Source organism: Pseudarthrobacter sp. HLT1-7 (genome assembly GCF_059383435.1).
The window spans coordinates 29,919-48,888 of the sequence record NZ_JBWZCH010000005.1; the positions used below are offsets into that span (position 1 = coordinate 29,919).

The 18,970-nt window shown below is 67.4% G+C and carries 15 protein-coding genes; 6 read left to right on the forward strand and 9 right to left on the reverse strand.

Annotation, left to right across the window (positions count from 1 at the left end; translation table 11 throughout):
* The first annotated feature begins 225 nt into the window (after positions 1-225).
* From AC50X6_RS06310 to AC50X6_RS06320, 3 genes are all read left to right on the forward strand, one after another.
* The gene (locus tag AC50X6_RS06310; protein WP_494965399.1) at positions 226-1,593 is read left to right on the forward strand and encodes a M20/M25/M40 family metallo-hydrolase; all 1,368 of its coding nucleotides are present in this window, start codon (positions 226-228) and stop codon (positions 1,591-1,593) included.
* Entirely contained in the window at positions 1,590-3,266 is a 1,677-nt protein-coding gene (locus tag AC50X6_RS06315; protein WP_494965400.1) for a serine hydrolase domain-containing protein, read from the forward strand. The genes AC50X6_RS06310 and AC50X6_RS06315 overlap by 4 nt, the downstream gene beginning before the upstream one ends.
* A gap of 84 nt (positions 3,267-3,350) precedes the next feature.
* On the forward strand, positions 3,351-4,259 hold the full coding sequence (locus AC50X6_RS06320; RefSeq protein WP_494965401.1) for a MurR/RpiR family transcriptional regulator: 909 nt from the start codon (positions 3,351-3,353) through the stop codon (positions 4,257-4,259).
* On the opposite strand, the gene AC50X6_RS06325 is transcribed toward AC50X6_RS06320, so the two are convergent.
* Positions 4,174-5,916, reverse strand: a complete 1,743-nt coding sequence (locus tag AC50X6_RS06325; protein ID WP_494965402.1) for a glycoside hydrolase family 3 N-terminal domain-containing protein — start codon at positions 5,914-5,916, stop codon at positions 4,174-4,176. The genes AC50X6_RS06320 and AC50X6_RS06325 overlap by 86 nt on opposite strands.
* A gap of 223 nt (positions 5,917-6,139) precedes the next feature.
* Positions 6,140-7,150 carry a trypsin-like serine peptidase gene (locus tag AC50X6_RS06330; RefSeq protein ID WP_494965403.1) on the reverse strand — a complete coding sequence of 337 codons (1,011 nt, stop codon included), beginning with the start codon at positions 7,148-7,150 and terminating at the stop codon, positions 6,140-6,142.
* Positions 7,151-7,398: 248 nt separating this feature from the next.
* Between AC50X6_RS06330 and AC50X6_RS06335 the strand changes: the two genes are divergently transcribed.
* The 3 genes from AC50X6_RS06335 (at position 7,399) to AC50X6_RS06345 (ending at position 10,354) form a co-directional block, all read left to right on the forward strand.
* Entirely contained in the window at positions 7,399-9,618 is a 2,220-nt protein-coding gene (locus AC50X6_RS06335) for an NADP-dependent isocitrate dehydrogenase (protein WP_494965404.1), read from the forward strand.
* A gap of 140 nt (positions 9,619-9,758) precedes the next feature.
* Positions 9,759-10,172 carry a type 1 glutamine amidotransferase family protein gene (locus tag AC50X6_RS06340; protein ID WP_494965405.1) on the forward strand — a complete coding sequence of 138 codons (414 nt, stop codon included), beginning with the start codon at positions 9,759-9,761 and terminating at the stop codon, positions 10,170-10,172.
* Entirely contained in the window at positions 10,130-10,354 is a 225-nt protein-coding gene (locus tag AC50X6_RS06345; protein WP_494965406.1) for a hypothetical protein, read from the forward strand. The genes AC50X6_RS06340 and AC50X6_RS06345 overlap by 43 nt, the downstream gene beginning before the upstream one ends.
* A gap of 146 nt (positions 10,355-10,500) precedes the next feature.
* On the opposite strand, the gene AC50X6_RS06350 is transcribed toward AC50X6_RS06345, so the two are convergent.
* The 7 genes from AC50X6_RS06350 to mmsB all read right to left on the reverse strand — a co-directional run bounded on the left by AC50X6_RS06350 (position 10,501) and on the right by mmsB (position 18,964).
* Positions 10,501-11,055: a hypothetical protein gene (locus tag AC50X6_RS06350; protein ID WP_326968041.1), complete on the reverse strand. Its 555-nt coding sequence runs from the start codon at positions 11,053-11,055 to the stop codon at positions 10,501-10,503.
* A gap of 446 nt (positions 11,056-11,501) precedes the next feature.
* Positions 11,502-12,020, reverse strand: a complete 519-nt coding sequence (locus tag AC50X6_RS06355) for a mucin-associated surface protein (protein WP_494965407.1) — start codon at positions 12,018-12,020, stop codon at positions 11,502-11,504.
* Positions 12,017-13,159: a serine/threonine-protein kinase gene (locus AC50X6_RS06360; protein WP_494965559.1), complete on the reverse strand. Its 1,143-nt coding sequence runs from the start codon at positions 13,157-13,159 to the stop codon at positions 12,017-12,019. Before AC50X6_RS06360 ends, AC50X6_RS06355 begins: the two co-directional genes overlap by 4 nt.
* A 553-nt stretch (positions 13,160-13,712) precedes the next feature.
* Entirely contained in the window at positions 13,713-15,167 is a 1,455-nt protein-coding gene (locus tag AC50X6_RS06365) for a hypothetical protein (protein WP_494965408.1), read from the reverse strand.
* Positions 15,168-15,281: 114 nt separating this feature from the next.
* A complete protein-coding gene (locus AC50X6_RS06370) occupies positions 15,282-16,352 on the reverse strand; it encodes a Gfo/Idh/MocA family protein (RefSeq protein WP_494965409.1) in 1,071 nt (356 codons plus the stop codon).
* Positions 16,353-16,516: 164 nt separating this feature from the next.
* Positions 16,517-17,617: a substrate-binding domain-containing protein gene (locus AC50X6_RS06375; protein WP_494965410.1), complete on the reverse strand. Its 1,101-nt coding sequence runs from the start codon at positions 17,615-17,617 to the stop codon at positions 16,517-16,519.
* Positions 17,618-17,695: 78 nt separating this feature from the next.
* Positions 17,696-18,964 (reverse strand): multiple monosaccharide ABC transporter permease, encoded by a 1,269-nt coding sequence (gene mmsB, locus AC50X6_RS06380; protein ID WP_494965411.1) that lies wholly within the window; start codon positions 18,962-18,964, stop codon positions 17,696-17,698.
* Positions 18,965-18,970 lie beyond the last annotated feature (6 nt).

Here is an 18,970-nt window from a genome sequence, read left to right on the forward strand (position 1 = left end):
CGTTCCCCTTTTGGTTCTGTGATCCGTTTGGTGCTGTGACCAGTGCATCTGATGGCAGCTGGCGCCTGCCGCCGTGGTGCGTGGGACGGCTTCGAGGTATCCGGGAGATCTGTCGCGGATGCAGCCAGCGTGTAAATGAATTACCGCATTGTAAAACGTGATGCAATTCACTTACGCTCACCCTATAGCCGTGATGGGCAGAAAACCACTCAAGGAGATCCAACCGTGACTATTGATTCGCCGACCACCACTGCATCGACTCGCGAGGGGGCCAGCGCGCCGGCCTTTGATGCGGCCGCGCTGTGCGCACGGCTGATCCGTTTCGATACGACCAACCACGGCGAAGGCAGAAGCGCCGGCGAACGCGAGTGCGCGGAATTCATCGCCGCCCGGCTTGAGGCCGCGGGCTACAGCCCCGCCCTGCTGGGACCGTCGGCGGAACGCTGTTCGGTGGTGGTCCGGGTGGAAGGCCGGGACCGGAAACTGCCGGGCCTTTTGGTCCATGCCCACCTCGACGTCGTCCCGGCCGAACCGGAGCAGTGGAGCCGTGACCCGTTTTCCGGCGTGATCGAGGACGGCTACATCCACGGCCGGGGCGCCGCGGACATGAAGGACATGGTGGCCATGACCCTGGCCACGCTGCTGCAGTGGGCTGTGGCGGGCACACAGCCGCAGCGCGACGTCGTCGTGGCCTTCGTCGCGGATGAGGAGGACAAAGGCGAGCACGGCGCACTCTGGCTCGTAGCCGAACATCCTGAACTGTTCGGGGGGATCGGGGCGGCCATCGGCGAATCCGGCGGGCACGCTACGGAACTGACCGCGGCCGACGGCGCGCCGGTGCGGCTGTACCCGGTTGCGGTGGCGGAGCGCGGAACCCTGCACCTGCGGGTCCGTGCCGAAGGGAACTCCGGCCACGGCTCCCGGCCCGTGCCGGAAAACGCCGTCAAGACCCTGATTTCCGCGCTCGACCGGGTGGGAAACCATGACTGGCCGCTCACGCTGACCCCCGCGGTGCGGTCCTACATTGAGCAGACCACCAGGGCACTGGGCCACGATGCCGATCTTGAAACAGAGTCCGGGGTGAACGCGGCGATCGACGCGATGGGCGAGGCCGGGACGGTGGCGGGGGTGACCATCCGGTGCTCGTCGACCCCCACCGTGCTCCGGGCCGGGTACAAGGTCAACGTGATTCCCGGCGTGGCCGAGGCGGACATCGACATCCGCTGCCTGCCGGGCACCGAGGACTCCACGATGGCGGCCATCGACGCGCTGCTGGGGCCGGGAATCTCCCGCGAGTTCCTCTCGCACCAAATGCCCACCCAGTCGGATGCGGATTCGCACTGGTTCGGGTCCATGCGGGACGCGCTGCTGCGGCATGACCCGGCCGCCGTTGTGGTGCCTTACTGCATGGGCGGCGGGACCGATGCCAAAGCCTTCGCCCCGCTCGGGATATCCTGCTTCGGGTTCTCGCCGCTGGGTGCCGACCCGCAGCGGCGCACCGTCCAGGGTGTGCATGGCGTGGACGAGCGTGTTCCGGTGGCCAGCGTCCGCAGCGGGCAACTGGTGCTGCAGGATTTCCTGGAAAACGTATGAGGGCCGGACTGGCCGGGGGCGACGCACGGCTGGACGCACGGCTCGACGCCCGGGTGGCGGACCGGCTGGCCGCGGAAACGGCGCCCGCGCTCGCCGTCGGCGTCTTTCGCGGCGGGACACTGACCGCGAAGGCGCTGCACGGCACCATCGAGTCGGAGAGCGGCAACGGCACGGGCGACGTCGGTGACGGCAGATTCGTCGGTGGCGGCAGAGGCAGCGCCGGCCGGACGCCGCGGGCGGACACCGCATTCAGGATCGCCTCCTGCACTAAGTCGTTCACGGCCGCCGCCGTCCTGATCCTGCGCGACCGGGGACTGCTGGACTTGGACAGCGGAGTGGCGGAGCACCTCCCGTACCTTCGCCTGCTCGGGCCGGGGGAGGACATGTCCAGCGGTCCGCTGACCCTGCGGATGCTGCTGACCATGTCCGGCGGACTGCCCGCCGACGACCCCTGGGCCGACCGGCTGGAAGCGATGTCCCACGTTGGGCTGCAGACGCTGCTCGGCGCCGGGGTGCGGCTGGTCCGGACACCCGGAACGGCCTACGAATACTCGAACCTGGGCTACGCCATGCTGGGCGCCGTGATCTCGGCGGTCTCGGGCCGGGAATACACCGACTTTGTCCGGGAGGAACTCCTGGCGCCGCTGGGGCTGCGGAGCACCGGATTCGACGCGGGTGTCCCGGCGGCCGGGGGAGTCGCGCGCGGGTATTGCCGGCGTGGCTCGGCGTGGGAGCTACAGCCGTTCAGCGCGCCCGGCGCGTTTTCGGCGATCGGCGGACTGTTCAGCACCCTGGCGGACCTCGGACGCTGGGCGGAGTGGCTCGCCGACGGCTTCACGGGCGGTGGCGAGGCGGCCGGGCAGCCCCTGACCCGGGCGGGCCGACGCGAAATGCAGCAGTTGCACCGGGTTGCCGGGCCGGAGACACTCGAACCCGCGGGGGCGGACGGTGGCGAGACCGGGCAACCTGCCGGGACCGGCGTCGGCGGGTACGGCTTCGGGCTGCGGATCCTGGAAGATCCCCGGCGGGGGCTGATCGTTGGCCATTCGGGCGGTTATCCAGGGTTCAGCTCGCATATGACCTGGCACCCGGCCAGCCGAACCGCCGTGATCGGGTTCGAGAACGCCAGCTATGCGAAGGTCGGCGCGCTGGTCCGCGGAGTGCTGGCCGACGCGCTTCAGGCGCCGTCCGGGACTGCGCCGGGGACACCGTCCTTGACTGCCTCGGGGACGGTGCCCGGGGCGTCGGCTCAGAATGTGCCGGGGACGGTGCCCGGGACGGCCGCGGGGGTGGTTCCGTGGCCCGAAGTCCTGGCCGCGCGCGCCGTCGTCGAACGCCTGGTGTTGTCCTGGCACGATGAGCCTGGCCGCTCCATTTTCGCCGAAAACGTGGAGCTGGACGAACCGCTGGCGGACCGCCGCCGCCGGCTCGAGGAAGCGCTCGCCGAAGCCGGTCCGCTTCAGCGAGTCCCCCGTGATGAGGGCTTCAGCGCGACGGCCGCTCGGCTCGAGTGGCTGATGCCGGGCACACGCGGCGCGCTTAAATGCGCGCTGTCCATGACGCCGGAAGCACACCCCAGGGTCCAGACGCTCTGCTTCGCGTTTGAGCCGTCCGCGGCCGCCCCAGAGCCGGGCGGTGCGGCGGCCAGTGCGGCGGCTCCCGCGTCGGCATAGAATGCCGGAAGCGCTGTCCGGCCGGCACAGAGGCAACCGGCCAGGCAAACGTCACCTCGGCCCCGCACCGGAGGGAACCTCTTCGTGAGTATCCAGTCCACCATCCATTCGCTCCTGCCCACGCTCGCGCCTGCCGCCAGGCGCGTGGCCGATGTCATCGTGGCCAATCCGGGCCTCGTGGTGAGCCATACGATTTCCGAACTCGCCGTCCTGTGCAGCACCTCGGAGCCCTCCGTGGTGCGGTTCTGCCGGGCCATCGGATTCAGCGGATACTCCCAGCTGCGCATGGCGATGGCCACAGAACTTGGCCGGGAGCACACCGCCGGCAGCACGGGACGGAACTTCGGCGAAGACATCCGGCCGGAGGATTCCCTTGCCGACGCCGTCGCTAAGGTCAGGTACACCGAGATGATGGGTATCCAGGAGACACTGGACGGGCTGGACCTGGGCGTCCTCGAGGCGGTCGCGGAGAAGATCAACGCCGCCCCGGGCACGCTCATCTACGGGGTGGGCGCCGGAGCCATCGTCGCGGACGATCTCCGCTACAAGCTCTTCCGGATCCGGCGGTCGGCGGTTTCCTTCCGCGACCAGCACGACGCGCTGATGGGGGCCGCACTGATGGGGCCGGACGATGTAGCCATTGCGTTTTCGCACAGCGGCCGGACCCGCGAAACCCTGGAGTTCCTCCGCCGGGCCAAGGCATCGGCGGCCACCACCGTAGCCGTCAGCAACGCCGCGGGCTCGCCGATCGTGCAGGAGGCGGACCTCAGCCTGTTCACCGTGGTGCGTGAGACGGCGTTCCGCTCGGGCGCGATGGTCTCCCGGATTGCGCAGCTCTCGGTGGTGGACTGCCTGTTCGTCAGCGTGGCACGCCTGAGCTACGAGTCCACGCTGGAAGCGCTCGAAACTACCCGCGAAGCGGTGCGGGGGCGGCCGGATCCGCGCAGGGATCCAGGTCCGCGGCGAGAATCAGCGCCACGGCACGCGCTGTAGCCCGGGAATAGCCGAAGCAGTTGACGGTGGGCAGCGGCGGGTCGACGGACCCGCTGAACCCGGTGTTGATATAGACCGCCCCGGGCATGGCCTGGGCGGCTTCGGCCGTTGCGAGCCCCGGACTGGCTTCGGCGAGGCTCCCCACCAGCACGACGACGGCACGCCCCGGTGCGTCGCCGGCCGGGGCTGCGGTTTGGTCGTTGGTGCAGTGCAGAGCTGACGCAGACAGCCGGGTCACAGTGACGAACTCCGCCAATGCCGCGGCAAAGAAGTCCGGGGTGCGGCCCGCGGCCTGATGGTGGCCGCGCCTGGCATCGACCAGCAACACCTCGCGGGTGTGTTCCGGCAGGGCAATTGGGTGGTCCGGCCCGGCAGACGTCGGATGGCTGAATGTACAGGCTTCGCCGGCGATCCTGACCCAGTCGGGAGCCGGTTGGGTGGGCAGGGATGACGCGGCAGCCGACGCCGTGCGGGTCCACCGGGCAAAGTCCGCCACCCGTCTGCCGGCGCTTGCGAGCACGCCCACGGGCAGGCTGCCGTCGTGCACGGCTGCCAGCAGGGCGCCGCGTACCTCGAGGTAGGCGGACTCGTCGAGGCGGGGGCTGCCGGCGCTGGTGCCGCTGGTGCCGCTGGTGCCGCCGTCGTCCCCGGTGCCGGCCGGACCGCCCGGATTTCCGCGGGTGCCGCCGTCGTCGTCGGTGCCGCCGGCGTCGATGACGCCGGGGCTGGCCGGACTTCCGGGATTTCCGAGGCAGAGCAGGTCCGCGCCGGCCAGCAGGGCCAGGACGGCGCCGCGGCCCGGCCCGGTTGTGGTCCGGATTGCCGCCATATCCAGCGCATCGGTGACCTGCAGCCCGTCGAATCCGAGGCCGCGCAGCAGCGAGCCCGCGGCCGGGTTGAGGGTTGCCGGAGCCGGGCCCCATGCGGGGATGACGAGGTGGGCGGTCATCACGGATTTCACGCCGGCGGCGATTGCATCCCGGAACGGCGGCAGGTGCTCCGCGGTGAGGTCTTCCATTGGGACTCCAAGGGTCGGCAGCTCCAGATGCGAGTCCGTCTCGGTGTCCCCATGGCCCGGAAAGTGCTTGGCGCAGGCCCCGACGCCGGCAGACTGGATTCCGGTGATCATGGCCGCGGCATGCCTGCCCGCCAGCCCGGCACTCGCGCCGAAGGACCGCACTCCGATCACGGGATTGAGGGGATTGGTGTTCACATCGGCAACCGGGGCCAGTGCCAGGTTGATCCCGGCGTTACGGCACATCTCGCCGATGGCGCGGCCGGCCGCTTCGGTGAGCTCGACGTCGTCGATCCTTCCGAGAATGGCGGCACCGGGAATCGATGAACCGCGGAGGGCTTCCAGCCGGGTGACATTGCCGCCCTCCTCGTCGCAGCCGATGACGGCGAGCGGGTTGGCTTCCCTGATCGAGGCCGAGAGCCGGGGCAGCTGGGCGGGATCATCGGGATCGATGTTCTGGCTGAAATAGGCGACGCCGGCGAGCCCCTGGCGCAGGGCCGCCTCAAGCCACTGTGGCACGGTGCGGCCGGAGAAGCCGGGCCAGATGACCGCGTTGACGAGGCGCTCGAGTTCGGCCCCGGCTGGCCATCGGTCGGCGCTGGCCAGGGTCTCGGAGGTGTGGATGTCGTCCCGGGTCGTCATGGACCCACCCTACTGACGGGATCGGGGGGACATGTCCATTCTTTGGGCCCAGAAATGGGCACAGTGGGACTATGTCCAGGCGTCGGGGCCAAGGGAGGGCATGTCCCGTGGTGGATTGGCGCGGCGTGAAAAAAAGGAGCAACGCGGGGTCACTTGCGGCCCATCCCACGGTGTGGAATGGGCCGCAAGTGACCCCGCGTTGCCTTAGCTGGTGGGGCAGGGGCTAGGCAGCGGCTGCCGAATTGTAGGTCTGCTGGATGACCGAACCCCAGTAGGGTCCGTACATCGAGGTGGAGTTGCTGCCGTAGCCGTAGCTGTTGACGGAATTCTGGTATCCCGTGGAACTGGAGCCGATGAACCACGGGCCGCCTGAGGATCCACCGGTCATGTTGCAGGGGATGCCCTGGGTCATGAAGGAGGAGTTGTTGGGGTCGTTCGTGGCGGTGCCGCTGCAGCTCTTGAGCGACTCACCGTTGAACGGGGCCCCCGCGGGGTAGCCGAACGCCTTGTAGCTCAGGCCGCGGGCGGCGTTGAACCGCACGCCGGAGGCACCCACCACGTCGGATAGGTTCTGGCCGTTGAGCGTTGACATGACGGCGAAGCCGGTGTCGTACGCCATGTTGCCGGCGGAGCTCCACTGGGTGGGGGCGTAGAGGCTCTTGGCCGTCCACTGGCCGTAGGGTGCGGCGCCGTTCAGGTAGGCCGGGACAAAGGTCCACTTGGTGGCGAAGGCGCCGGGGCCCTCATTGATGCAGTGGCCCGCCGTGGAGACGGTGCTCCTGTTGCCGGAGGAGATGGAGTTGCCAGAGCAGACATAGTTGGCGCCGCCCAGGGTAAAGAAGACCTTACCGATGTGCTTGACGGGGGATTCGCTCGCATTTGCCATTGGCTGGATCGGCTGGGCCTGCTTGGCCTGCAGTGACGGTGCCGCAGCCTCAACGGTGCTGGGTGCCCCAGCGTCTACCGCACGGCTCAAGGCCGCCTTGGAGTTGTTGTTGCGATTCATGGCTTTCTCTGCCAGGACATCGCCGGGGATGGCGTTCCGCATCCGCTCTTCGGTCCAGTAGCCTGCCGTGCCGGTCTCGACGACGCTATGGCTGGTGACACCCGAGGGGTCCGCCGGTGCATTGCCGGGCGCCGGGGCGGCCGTGGCTGCGCCCGCGGCGCTCAGCGCCAACAGCGCCGCTGCCGAGAGACTGAGGAGGGCGGTGGCCAGAGTCTTGGGTGTTCTCATGGTTGTCCTAACCGGTGGAAAGCGGGGGCGGTCACCGGTGGGTGGCCGCCGTCATGGAAACGAACCTACTGCAGTTTGACTGACCTGTAAAGCAGTTTGTCAATTATTGTCATAAGATGCTGCAAGGTCATTGAGTCCGGGGCGTCCGACGCCGGTAGGCGGCAACCGGGGTCCCTCGGGTAAGTTAGGGGTGCTGAGCCAACACAAAATTCCGCAAATACCCAGACCTTCAGGGAGACGCCCGAGCAATGGCAAAGATTATCTATACCCACACCGACGAAGCGCCGATGCTGGCCACCTATTCGTTCTTGCCGATAGTCGAAGCCTTCGCTTCGACGGCCGGTGTGGAAGTGGAAACCCGCGACATTTCGCTGGCCGGCCGCATCATCGCCGCGTTCGGCGACTACCTTACCGAGGATCAGCACATCGGCGACGCCCTGGCCGAGCTGGGCGCCCTCGTGAAGAACCCCGAAGCCAACATCATCAAGCTGCCGAACATCAGCGCCTCGACGCCGCAGCTCAAGGCCGCCATCGCGGAGCTCCAGGACAAAGGCTATGCGCTGCCGGACTACCCGGACAACCCCTCCTCCGACGTGGAGACGGACGTCCGCTCCCGCTTCGACAAGATCAAGGGCTCCGCCGTCAACCCGGTGCTGCGCGAAGGTAACTCTGACCGCCGCGCCCCGCTCTCGGTCAAGGCGTACGCCCGCCAGAACCCGCACAGCATGGGCGCCTGGACCCCCGCGTCCAAGACCAACGTCGCCACTATGGACAGCGATGACTTTGCCTCGAACGAGAAGTCCGTGGTCATCGAAGCCGACGGCACCATCAAAATCCAGCTGGTTAAGGACGATGGCACGGTCAAGGTCCTCAAGCGGGCCTTCCCCGTCCTCGCCGGCGAGGTCATCGACGGCACCGTGATGCGCGCCGCCGCCCTGGACACGTTCCTCGCCGCCCAGGTTGCCCGCGCCAAGGAAGAGGGCGTGCTGTTCTCCGCCCACCTCAAGGCCACCATGATGAAGGTCTCGGACCCGATCATCTTCGGCCACGTCGTCACGGCGTACTTCTCCGAGCTCTTCGACAGTTACGGCGCCCAGATCGCCGCCGCCGGGCTGAGCCCCAACAACGGCCTGGCCTCGATCCTGAACGGACTCGAGGAGCTCCCGGAAGAGATCCGCGGCGACGTGGAGACGGCCATCAAGAAGGGCCTGAACGACGGCCCCGAGCTGGCCATGGTGGATTCCGACAGGGGCATCACCAACTTGCACGTGCCCTCCGATGTGATCGTCGACGCCTCGATGCCGGCCATGATCCGCAGCTCCGGGCACATGTGGGGCCGTGACGGACAGGAAGCCGACACGCTCGCCGTCCTCCCGGACAGCAGCTACGCCGGCATCTACCAGGTTGTCATTGACGACTGCCGTGCCTACGGCGCCTTTGACCCGACCACCATGGGCACCGTCCCAAACGTCGGCCTGATGGCCCAGGCCGCCGAGGAATACGGCAGCCACGACAAGACGTTCGAAATCCCGTCCGCCGGTACCGTGCAGGTTGTCGACGCCGCCGGCACCGTGCTGATCGACCACCAGGTGGCCCCGGGCGACATCTGGCGTGCCTGCCAGACCAAGGATGTGCCGATCCGCGACTGGGTCAAGCTGGCCGTTACCCGTGCCCGCGCCTCCGCCATGCCGGCCGTGTTCTGGCTGGACCAGGGCCGCGCCCACGACGCCCGGATGATCGCCAAGGTCGAGGAATACCTCAAGGACTACGACACCGAGGGCCTGCAGATCGAAATCATGTCCCCGAATGAGGCCACGGCCTTCACCCTGGAGCGGATCCGCAAGGGCGAGGACACCATCTCGGTGACCGGCAACGTGCTGCGCGACTACCTCACGGACCTGTTCCCGATCCTCGAACTCGGCACCAGCGCCAAGATGCTCTCCGTGGTCCCGCTGATCAACGGCGGCGGCCTCTTCGAAACCGGCGCCGGCGGGTCAGCCCCGAAGCACGTCCAGCAGCTGCTGAAGGAAAACCACCTGCGCTGGGACAGCCTGGGTGAGTTCCTTGCCCTGGCCGTGAGCTTCGAGCACCTTGCCACCTCCACCGGCAATGCCCGTGCCCAGGTCCTGGCGGACACCCTGGACCGCGCCACCGGCACCTTCCTGCTGGAGAACAAGTCCCCCAAGCGCAAGGCCGGCGAGCTCGACAACCGGGGAAGCCACTTTTATCTCGCCAAGTTCTGGGCCCAGGAGCTCTCCCGCCAGAGCGACGACGCCGGGCTGGCTGCCGCTTTCGCTGCGGTATCCGGCGCGCTGGACGCCGGCGAGGAGACCATCGTCGGCGAGCTTCTCGCCGTGCAGGGATCCCCGGTTGATCTGGGCGGCTACTACCGCCCGGACGAAGCCAAGATCACCGCCGTGATGCGCCCTTCCGCGAAGTTCCGCGACGTGCTGTCCATGCTGGGGTAGCTCACGCTGAGCCGGCATCCCACCGGCGGTGTGGCACAACGAACGGCGCTCCGGAAATGTCCAGGGCGCCGTTCGGTCTTTTCTGGTCCGGTCTTTTTCTGGCCCGGTTTCCGGTTTCCGGGTTGCTGTTGTCTTTGCGGATGCTGCCGACTAAGGTGCTAAGCAAGCTTAGCTTCGGCGGAGGCGGCAGACGGCCGCCGCTGGGTGGTTCCTGGCCGGTGGCCGGCCGGGTGGTGGGCATCATCGTCGACGAGGACAGTGATCTGGACTCCGTTCGGACCGCGCGGGCCGCCCTCGACGCGGCCGGAATCGTCCCGCTCGTGATCGACCCGGCCGGAGGTGTTCTCGGCGGGCCCGACGGCGGGATCCCGGTCCAGCGGAGCTACCTCACGGCCCGATCGACCGAGTTCGATACCGTGCTGGTGGCAGGTTCCGGCGCGCCGGCTCCGGACGCCGCGCAGGGTAGGGACGCCAAGGCCGGTGAGTCGGGGCGACGGTTGACCCGAGAGTTGTGTCGCTGCTTTCCGAGACGTTCCGTCACGCCAAGGCAATAGGCGGCTGGGGGCCTGCCGTCACCTGCCTGGAACGGTCGAGCATCCCGCAGGACGCAGCGGGCGTCGCTGTAGGACCCATCCCCGCCGACGTCGTTGCGCAGCTGACCGGATTCCTCGCAACCCACCGGGCCTGGGACAGGTTTCCGGCGACCGGGGCATCGACCGGACATTGGGACGCCTGAGACGCTTGGGACGTGGGAGGATCCCGCGGGGCTCCTCCCGCCGGAGCGGGGTCGGCACCCGCGATCTCGCGCCAGTCGGCCTGGGCGCCGGCCCCGAACATCTGAGTCCCGCCGCGGACCGGTGTTGCGAGAGATCCAGGCTCTGTTCAATCGGTTGCTACCGTTTTCAGTAGGGCAGCAGCTACGCACAACACTGCCAGGATGATGCCCAGCAGGAGGGTCCGCACTGATACGCGCTCTCCTCGTAGGTGTCCAACAACCCATCCCAGTCCGGCGAGCCGAATCACTGTCACCAGGATTGCCAGCTGAAGAGCTAAGTCCGGACCGATCCAGCCCAACAAAGCAGCCACCATGAATAATGTTGGACCCAGCGCTGCCGAAGCGATCGGTGCAGCGTGCCACACTTCCTGCCGCAGGTGCCCGCCCAGGGGGTGATCGTCAGTTTCCACTGAAGAACCGATGGATTGCGCCAAGACATGGGCAAAGTAGGTCGATACACCGGTTCCAACGATATAGCTTACTGCTTTCAGACCGAGTAAATCCTCGGGGTATAACGCAATTAGAGCAGCAAGAATCAGAATGTCCCCGTAGACGAATGCGGAAATTCTGCTAGATGCGTCCTGTCGGCTTAAAGGTCGTTCGGATCGCAAATGAAAGATTTGATAAACGCCCTGCTTAATAGCTCGGTAAAACAAGGTCACGCTTGCAACTCTACCAGCAGGTTTTCCCCTGCCTCAGCCCGAAGATGAACACGTGACTCGACGCCGGATTGACCGGGTGCTTCAGCGCTGGCGGGCTCTTTCGGCAGATAGAACCGAGCTTCGCATAGAGGTTGAACGCGCTGAGGCCTGCCAAACATCTTGTGCTGGTCTGCGCTGTTGGCACCGGCATTGCCCGGAAGTATCAGCGCGGCCAGGACCTCCCCGGAGCCGAATGGTACCCAGTGCTGGTGGCAATTTTCGCTGCTTTGTCGGCGGTCTATCGGGGCCTGGTCCTTTCCGGTTCGCGGGGGGACATGCTCATTCTTCGCGCCGGGACTGGGCATAGTGGCACAATGTCCATCCGCTGGCCCCGGCGCGGGGCATGTCCCTGAATCCGGACGCATCAGCGCGGCCAGGACCTCTCCAGAGCCGACCGAAACCCGGTGCTAGTCGTCGCTTTTGTCTTTGTCTTGGCCCTTGCCTTTGGCTTTGTCATTGTCGACCGGGACGGGTTCCGGCGCTACCGGTGCCGACGTCGCGGCCGCTGCGGCCGCCGCCGCGGCCGCAGCCTGCGCCGCCGCTTCCTGTTCTGCGGTCACCCGGGCCGCCTCGGCGGCGGCCTGCTGGGCCGTCAGATCCGCGCGGACAGCATCGATTGATGCCCTGATGCTCTGGTGGCGCTTGAAGGACACGTCCCCGCTGGCGGCAGCCGCGTCCAGTCTCTCCACGAGCCCGTCGAGGAGCTTGAGGGAACCGGCCGGGTCATTGGCCGCCGCGGCCTCGGTGACCGCAAAGACCTGGGATTGAAGCTGCTGGGCCGCGTCGCGGCCCAGCTCAGGAGCGGTGGTGCCGCAGCCTGCCAGCGTGCCGGTGAGCAGTGCGGTGCCGAGCAGGCATCCTGTGAGCTTTGCTGCCGCTTTTCCGGTGCGGGTCCCGTTGCCCCGGGGCGCTGAGACTCGAGTCATGGTTCCACACTCTTTTGCAGTTGTGCGAGGCGTTCGCCCAGGCTTCCGGTCACGGCGGGATAGGGTACGACGGCGGGTGCCGGCGGTGCGGCGGCCGCGATTGTGACGGCGATTCCCGCGGCAACGACGGCAAGAATGGCGAGCATCACGACGATTCGGGCCCGGCGGCCGGTCTGCCGGAGGTGCGCGAGCGGCCGGGCCACGAAGGAGCCCCGGCCCGTCCGGGCCGCGGTGACCGCATCGGGGTCCAACTGGTGCAGGGGGCGCGTTCCGGCGTCGGCCTTCGTGGTGGCGTTGGCCAGCCGCGGGGGCCCGGCAGGCGGTGCGGGAAGCACCCTGGTGCGCTCTGCGACCAGCACGCCAGGAAGCGACGCGGAGGAGATCAGGGCGTGGCGCAACGCCACCGCCAAGTCAGCGGCCGCCGGCCGTTCCAGCGGCTCCAAGGCTGTCATCGCCCGAATCAGCCGGGCCCATTCGGCGGGCACAGCGGCCGGAATCGTCGGGGCCCGATGCAGCCGGGCCACGGCAGACTCCACCGCGCTGCCCGGGTATTCGATCTCGCCCTTGATGCATTCAAGCAGCACGAGCCCCAGCGAGTAGATGTCGCTCGCCGGGCCAAGATCGGCGCCCCGTGCCTGCTCCGGGCTCAGATAGGCGGCGGTCCCCACCATGGTGCCAGTCGCTGTGAGCCGGGTCCCGTCCATGATCCGGGCAATTCCGAAGTCGGTGAGTTTTGGCCGCAGCGGTTCGCCTGGCCGGACCGGAACCAGCAAGATATTGGCCGGTTTGATGTCCCGGTGGATGATGCCCAGCGAATGAACATAGGCCAGGCCGTCAGCCACGCCGGCACCGATGACTGCCACCTCGTTGAGAGGCAACGGGCTGTGCCGGATCCGCACCCTGAGGTCTTGTCCGTCCACCAGTTCCATGGTCAGGAACGGTCGGGGTTCCTCGGGGATACGGGTGTCCGTCCCGGCATCGAAGAGTGTCACGAGACTGGGATGATTCAGGGTCGCCAGGAGTTGAATCTCCGCTTCCTGGCGCCTGAGCTCGTCAGGATCAGCTGACTGTGGTGCGAAGAGTTTGAGGGCCACGTGACGGCCGAGATTTAAGTCCCTGGCGGTATACACCGACGCCATGCCGCCCCGGCCGATCAATTCGCCCAGCTGATAGCGTCCGCTCAACAGCTCCGACGTGACGTTATTGGACGAAATGTCCACGTTGTACCCGTCCCTTCCCCGTGCGCCACAGCGGCGTCACTCAAGAATGATACCGGGATGGGTATCCGCCGCCCTCACGGCGCAACCTGAATCAGCAGGCCGCGCCGTGGGCGGGTAGCCGCCGGAGCCAGTGAATGCCGTTGAGTCCCCCAGCGGACCCAACGACTTCGCTCCGGCGGTCAGGGGACCTCAACGGGAGCGACTGGCTTCACTAGGGCGGGTGGGCCTCGTGTTGCAGCCATGATTTTCGCTTCGATGGCAGGCTGGCCGTTAGGGTGCGCCGGGACGGCGTCGGAAGAAGCGGAGAAGACGCCGAAAGCGTCGGGCCCGGGGCGATGGGGGCGTGGGAAATTGGGTTGCCAAAAAATGGGTCGCGGACGGTGGTGTCCATTGGGGAATCTCCTGATTGACTGTTGGCGGGCGCCCAAGGCAACCCAATTGGCCGTGCTCTGTGGAGGGCAGAGGCGGCTAACTAGTCAGGAGATGAGCCGGGGTCGGCTGAGACGGCTGAGTGCTCGTGCTGCAGCGGGCCGCGGATGGGGTCGTCGCCGGCCGTGGGGATGACCAGGTAGAGGCTGGGGATCCAGGCGACTGCACCCGAGGGACCGTTGGCGGAGCTCATATTGCCGGAGCCCGAGCCGGGAGCCGGCGGAAGGGCATTCGGAGCGGGCAGACCTGTCCCTCCGGGCAAGGGGCTCGGGTCGCCCTGGCCGCTGGGCGTTGTTGTCTCCCCGGCTCCAGGGGCGGGGACAGCCGGCGGGGCCGCACCGGGCGGGCCGGAGGGCTGCTGGGCATCTCCCGGTCGATCGGTGGAAGGCTCTGGCATCAAGGCGTACCCGGAGCGAAGCTTGCGGGCATAGGGATCGGCCGGCTGTTCAGTCGCAACCGGCTCACTTACCACCCCGTAGTCTTCGAGGGCTCCGGAGTCCGACGCGCCTACCGCCACCGGGAATGGCACGGTTACGGCGCCGGCCAGGTCCAGTGGAGGCGCGATGGGATCAGCAGACGGAATGACAAAGAGTCCGGGTGCGGGCAACGCCGGGTCAACAACCGGCAGCGTGGGGTCGGCGGGCAACGCCGGGTCAACAACCGGCAGCGTGGGGTCGGCGGGCAACGCCGGGTCAATAACCGGCAGCGTGGGGTCGGCGGGCAACGCCGGGTCAACAACCGGCAGCGTGGGGTCGCCCGGCAGCCCGGGGCCTGGAACCCCCGAACCAGGCGCTGGTAAATCCGGAACGGGGTCCGGGCCGGGAAGCGTGGGGACCGGTGCGGGCGTCGGGTCTGCCGGAGACGGCGACGGACGCGGTGGGCTAGCAGGGTGCGTAGGATCCGGGGCCGGCGCGGGATTCACCGGGCTCGGCGCGGGATTCACCGGGGCCGGCGGCACGGCCGGTGACGGGGCCGGCGCGGGAACCACCGGGGCCGGCGGAACGGCCGGTGGCGGGCTCGGAGCGGGCGGAACGACCGGGGCCGGAGCAGGATCGACGGGGCTCGGCACGGGCGGAACAGGGACGGGAACCACAGGATCCGGGGCAGGAAGCGGCGGCGCCGTTGGAAGGACAAAAACGGCATCCGGCGCGGTCACCGCCGTCGGCACCGGAACAGCGGCCCAGGGCGTGCCTCCGGCAGCGAATCCGGACGGAACGGGTACTGGCGCGTTCTCCGCGGTGGCCGCCCCGGCTGTGGTGTCCGCCGGTGCTGCGGGTGTTGCCGGCGCTGCGGCGATCGCAAGGTTAGGGGCGACGGCAAGGCTCGCGGCGATCGTAACCGTCGCGCCGGGATCCGTCGCGCCGGGAGCCGATGCGGCGGCGTCGTCGGCGTTGGCAGCTGTCGCAGAGAGCGCCAGCCAGGCGATTCCGGTGACGCCGCCCAGAAGCACCCGCCGGATGGGGCGGCGCGCGCGCAGCGGGACTGATGCTGGGTCCATGCGCACACCCCATTTCCCGGAAACTCGACGGTTGTCTACAGGGTAAGTCCGTGCGCCGGGGCGAGTCCAGAGTCTACGCCAAATTCGGCGGCCCCCAAGCGCCGAATCGCAGGGTCAGCGGGCGTCGTTGGGGTAGCTGACACCCAGTTGCGCGCGGACCCCGTCGAACAGCCGCATGGTGTTGAGGGAGTCCTCCAGTGGCATGACCGGGCTCTCGGTGAGCCCCTGCTGGATGCAACGGATGACCTCGCGGAGTTCGTAGCTGTAACCCCTCCCGACCACCGTGAAGTGCTCGCTTCGCGGCTCATCGAAGCCGACCCGCACCTGGAGCTCCTGGGGGTTGTTGATCGAGCCGGTGGTCTGCAGGAACCCGAGGCTGCCTGCCACGGTCGCCGTGCGGGGGCCGTGCGCCAGCAGGGACGAGGTCAGCTGCGCCTGGGCCCCGTGGTGATACCCGAGGGTCAGCGCGTTCTGGGCGTCCACGCCGTCGTCGTTGAGCCATCCGGTGGCGCTGACGGTCTGCGGGAAACCCAGCGTGCCGAGCGCCCACAGCAACGGATAGACGGTCAGGTCCAGCAGGGCGCCGCCGCCATCTCCGGGTGCCCAGAGCCTCGAGGTGGGCGAATACGGTGCCGGGAACCCCAGGTCCGCGCTGACCCACTTGACCTCGCCCACCTCTCCCGAGGCTGCGATCTCGAAGGCCCGCTGCATGCTCGGCAGGAAGCGGCTCCACATCGCCTCCATCAGGAACAGCCCCTTGTCCCTGGCCAATGACACCAGCTCAGTGGCCTCCCGGGCGTTGACGGTGAACGACTTCTCGCAGAGGACATGCCTGCCGGCGGTGAGGGCCGCCAGTGCTATCTCGTGGTGTTGGGCGTGCGGGGTCGCGATGTAGACGACGTCGACGGCGTCGTCTGCGAGCAGCCGCCGGTAGCCGGCCTGCCCGTTCTGGTCCCCGTAGGCCCTCGCGAAGCCGTAGTCGGCGGCGAAGGCGTCCGCCGCTGCCTGGGTCCGGGAACTGACCGCGTAGAGCTCGGCATCGGCCAGGAGCCTGAGGTCGCGGGTGACGGCCGCCGCAATGCCGCCGGTGGCGATGACGCCCCAGCGCAGTGGTGCGCCGGTGGCGGTGCGGGGATCCTGGTGGGGCTGGCTGAACAGCCACGGCTTGGCGATGAGGGCAGTCATGGAGACATCTTCTCACCCGCTCCGGCGCAGCGTCCGGTCAGCAAAAAGCCCCGGTCCGCCAAAAGGCGGAGCCGGGGCTCTTCGCGGTGCTGTCTAAGCGGCCAACGCGTGTTCAGGGACTGCCTGATCAGGGACTGCCTGATCGGGGAGCAACCGTACAGGTATTACTTCGTCAGCGGTCCGAGTACCGGATCGTCGGCGTAGGCGGTCTTGACGTTTTCCTTCGTCACGATGACCGGCTCCAGCAGGTAGGCCGGAACGGTCTTGACCTTGTTGTTGTAGGACTTGTCATCGTTGATCTCGGGCTTTTTGCCGGCCTGGATGTCCTTGACCATGGTGATTGCATGCTCAACGAGCTTGCGGGTGTCCTTGTTAATGGTGGAGTACTGCTCACCGGCGAGGATGGACTTGACGGATTCAACCTCGGAGTCCTGACCGGTGATCACCGGAAGCGGCTTGCCGGCGGCCTTGACCGAGGTCAGGACTGCGCGGGCGAGCGTGTCATTCGGGGACAGCACGCCGTCGAGGGTTGCACTGCCGTAGCTGCCGGTCAGCAGGGTGTCAGCACGACGCTGGGCGTTCTCTGCCTTCCAGCCCTGGGTGACTGCCTGCTCGAAGGACGTCTGGCCGGAGACTACCTTGAGGGTGCCGTCGTCGATCTTCGGCTTCAGGATGCTCATGGCGCCGTCGAAGAAGACCTTCGCGTTGGCGTCATCCGGGGAACCGGCGAACAGCTCGATGTTGTACGGACCGGTGGCCTTCTTGGCCTTCATGCCGTCCAGCAGGGCCTGGCCCTGGAGGACGCCGACCTTGAAGTTATCGTAGGCCACGTAGTAGTCCACGTTGGCGGTGTTCAGCAGCAGGCGGTCATACGCGATGATCGTGGCGCCGGATTCCTTGGCCTGCTGCAGCTGGGTCCCCAGCTGCGCACCGTCGATGGCGCCGACGATGATGACCTTGGCGCCCTTGGTGACCATGGCGCTGATCTGGTTCTGCTGCTCCGAGACGCCGCCGTTGGCGAACTGCACATCTGCCTTGAAGCCGGCACCGTTGAGGCCGTCGTTGAACAGCTTCTCGGCCAGGACCCAGTTTTCGCTGGTCTTCTGGGGGAGCGCGACGCCGATCGAGGAGTTCTTGGGGAACGCCTCGCCGCCGGCGGTGGAACCACCGGATGTTCCGGTATCGGAACGGCCGCAGGCTGTCAGCGCCAGTGCCGCAATAGCAGCGATCGCTGCTGCCTTTCCTGCTTTACCAATCAGTTGCATTGCTTGGTTCACTTTCTATAGATGGTGTGCGGAGAATCTTCGGGAGGCGGGACCGGAGTCCGGGACCAGGGGAGACGCTCAGGCTCCCCTGGAGATGACCTCTTTGGTGGACGTGGTCTCGTCGGGCTTGATTTCGTTGTTGCGGCCGAAGTTCTTCATCATCAGGCCGATAATCGACTTTTTGCCCTGGGTCTTGTTGTACACATCGAAGGCGACGGCGATCAGGAGCACCAGGCCCTTGATGATCTGGGTGAGGTCGGCGCCGACGCCGAGGAGCTGCAGGCCGTTGTTCAGCACGGCCATCACAAGGCCGCCGACGATCGAGCCGATCACGGTGCCCACGCCGCCGGTCACGGCGGCACCGCCGATGAACACGGCCGCGATGGCGTCCAGTTCCCAGCCGACGCCGTCGAACGGGCCCGAAGCGGTGGAGCGGCCGACGAAGATCATGCCGGCGAGGCCGGCCAGGATCGACATGTTCATCATGACCAGGAAGTTGACCTTCTTGGACTGTACGCCGGAGAGCTCCGCGGCGTGCCGGTTGCCGCCCACCGCGTAGATGTGGCGGCCGATGATGGTCTTGGCGGAGATAAAGCCGTAGATGATGACCAGGACCGCGAGGATCAGGCCCGGGATGGGGAAGGACGTGCCCGGGCGGCCGGTGGCGAACAGGTACGTGGCGTAGAGGATGGCGCCGCAGACCAGGACCAGCTTGGTGATCGTGACCCAGCTTTCGGGCACCTCCGCGCCCAGGGCCTTGGCCGTGCGGCGGGAACGGAGTTCGCTGAAGACCACGAAGGCAACAGCGAGCAGGCCCAGCAGAACGGTCAGGTTGTTGAAGCCGGTGTCGGGTCCGAGCTCAGGCAGGTAGCCGGACCCGATGTACTGGAAATCCGCCGGAACCGGGATGGTGTTGGACTTGCCGACGAACTGGTTGAAGCCGCGGAACAGGAGCATGCCGGCCAGTGTGACGATGAACGCCGGGATGCCCACATAGGCCGTCCAGAAGCCCTGCCAGGCGCCGATCAACACGCCCAGCAGCAGCCCGAAGAGGACGCCGAGGTACCACGGGATGCCCCAGTCCCGGACCATGAGCGCCACGCTGACGCCCACGAAGGCCGCCACCGAGCCGACTGAGAGATCGATGTGGCCGGCGATGATCACCAGGACCATGCCGATCGCGAGGATCAGGATGTAGGAGTTGCCGTTGAAGAGGTTGATGACATTGCCCGGGGTGAGCGTGCGGCCCTCTGTGAAAATCTGGAAGAAGACGATCAGCGCAACCAGGGCGAAGATCATGCCGAATTGACGGGTGTTGCCGCCAAAGAGCTTCTTGAGCGCGTTCATTGTTTC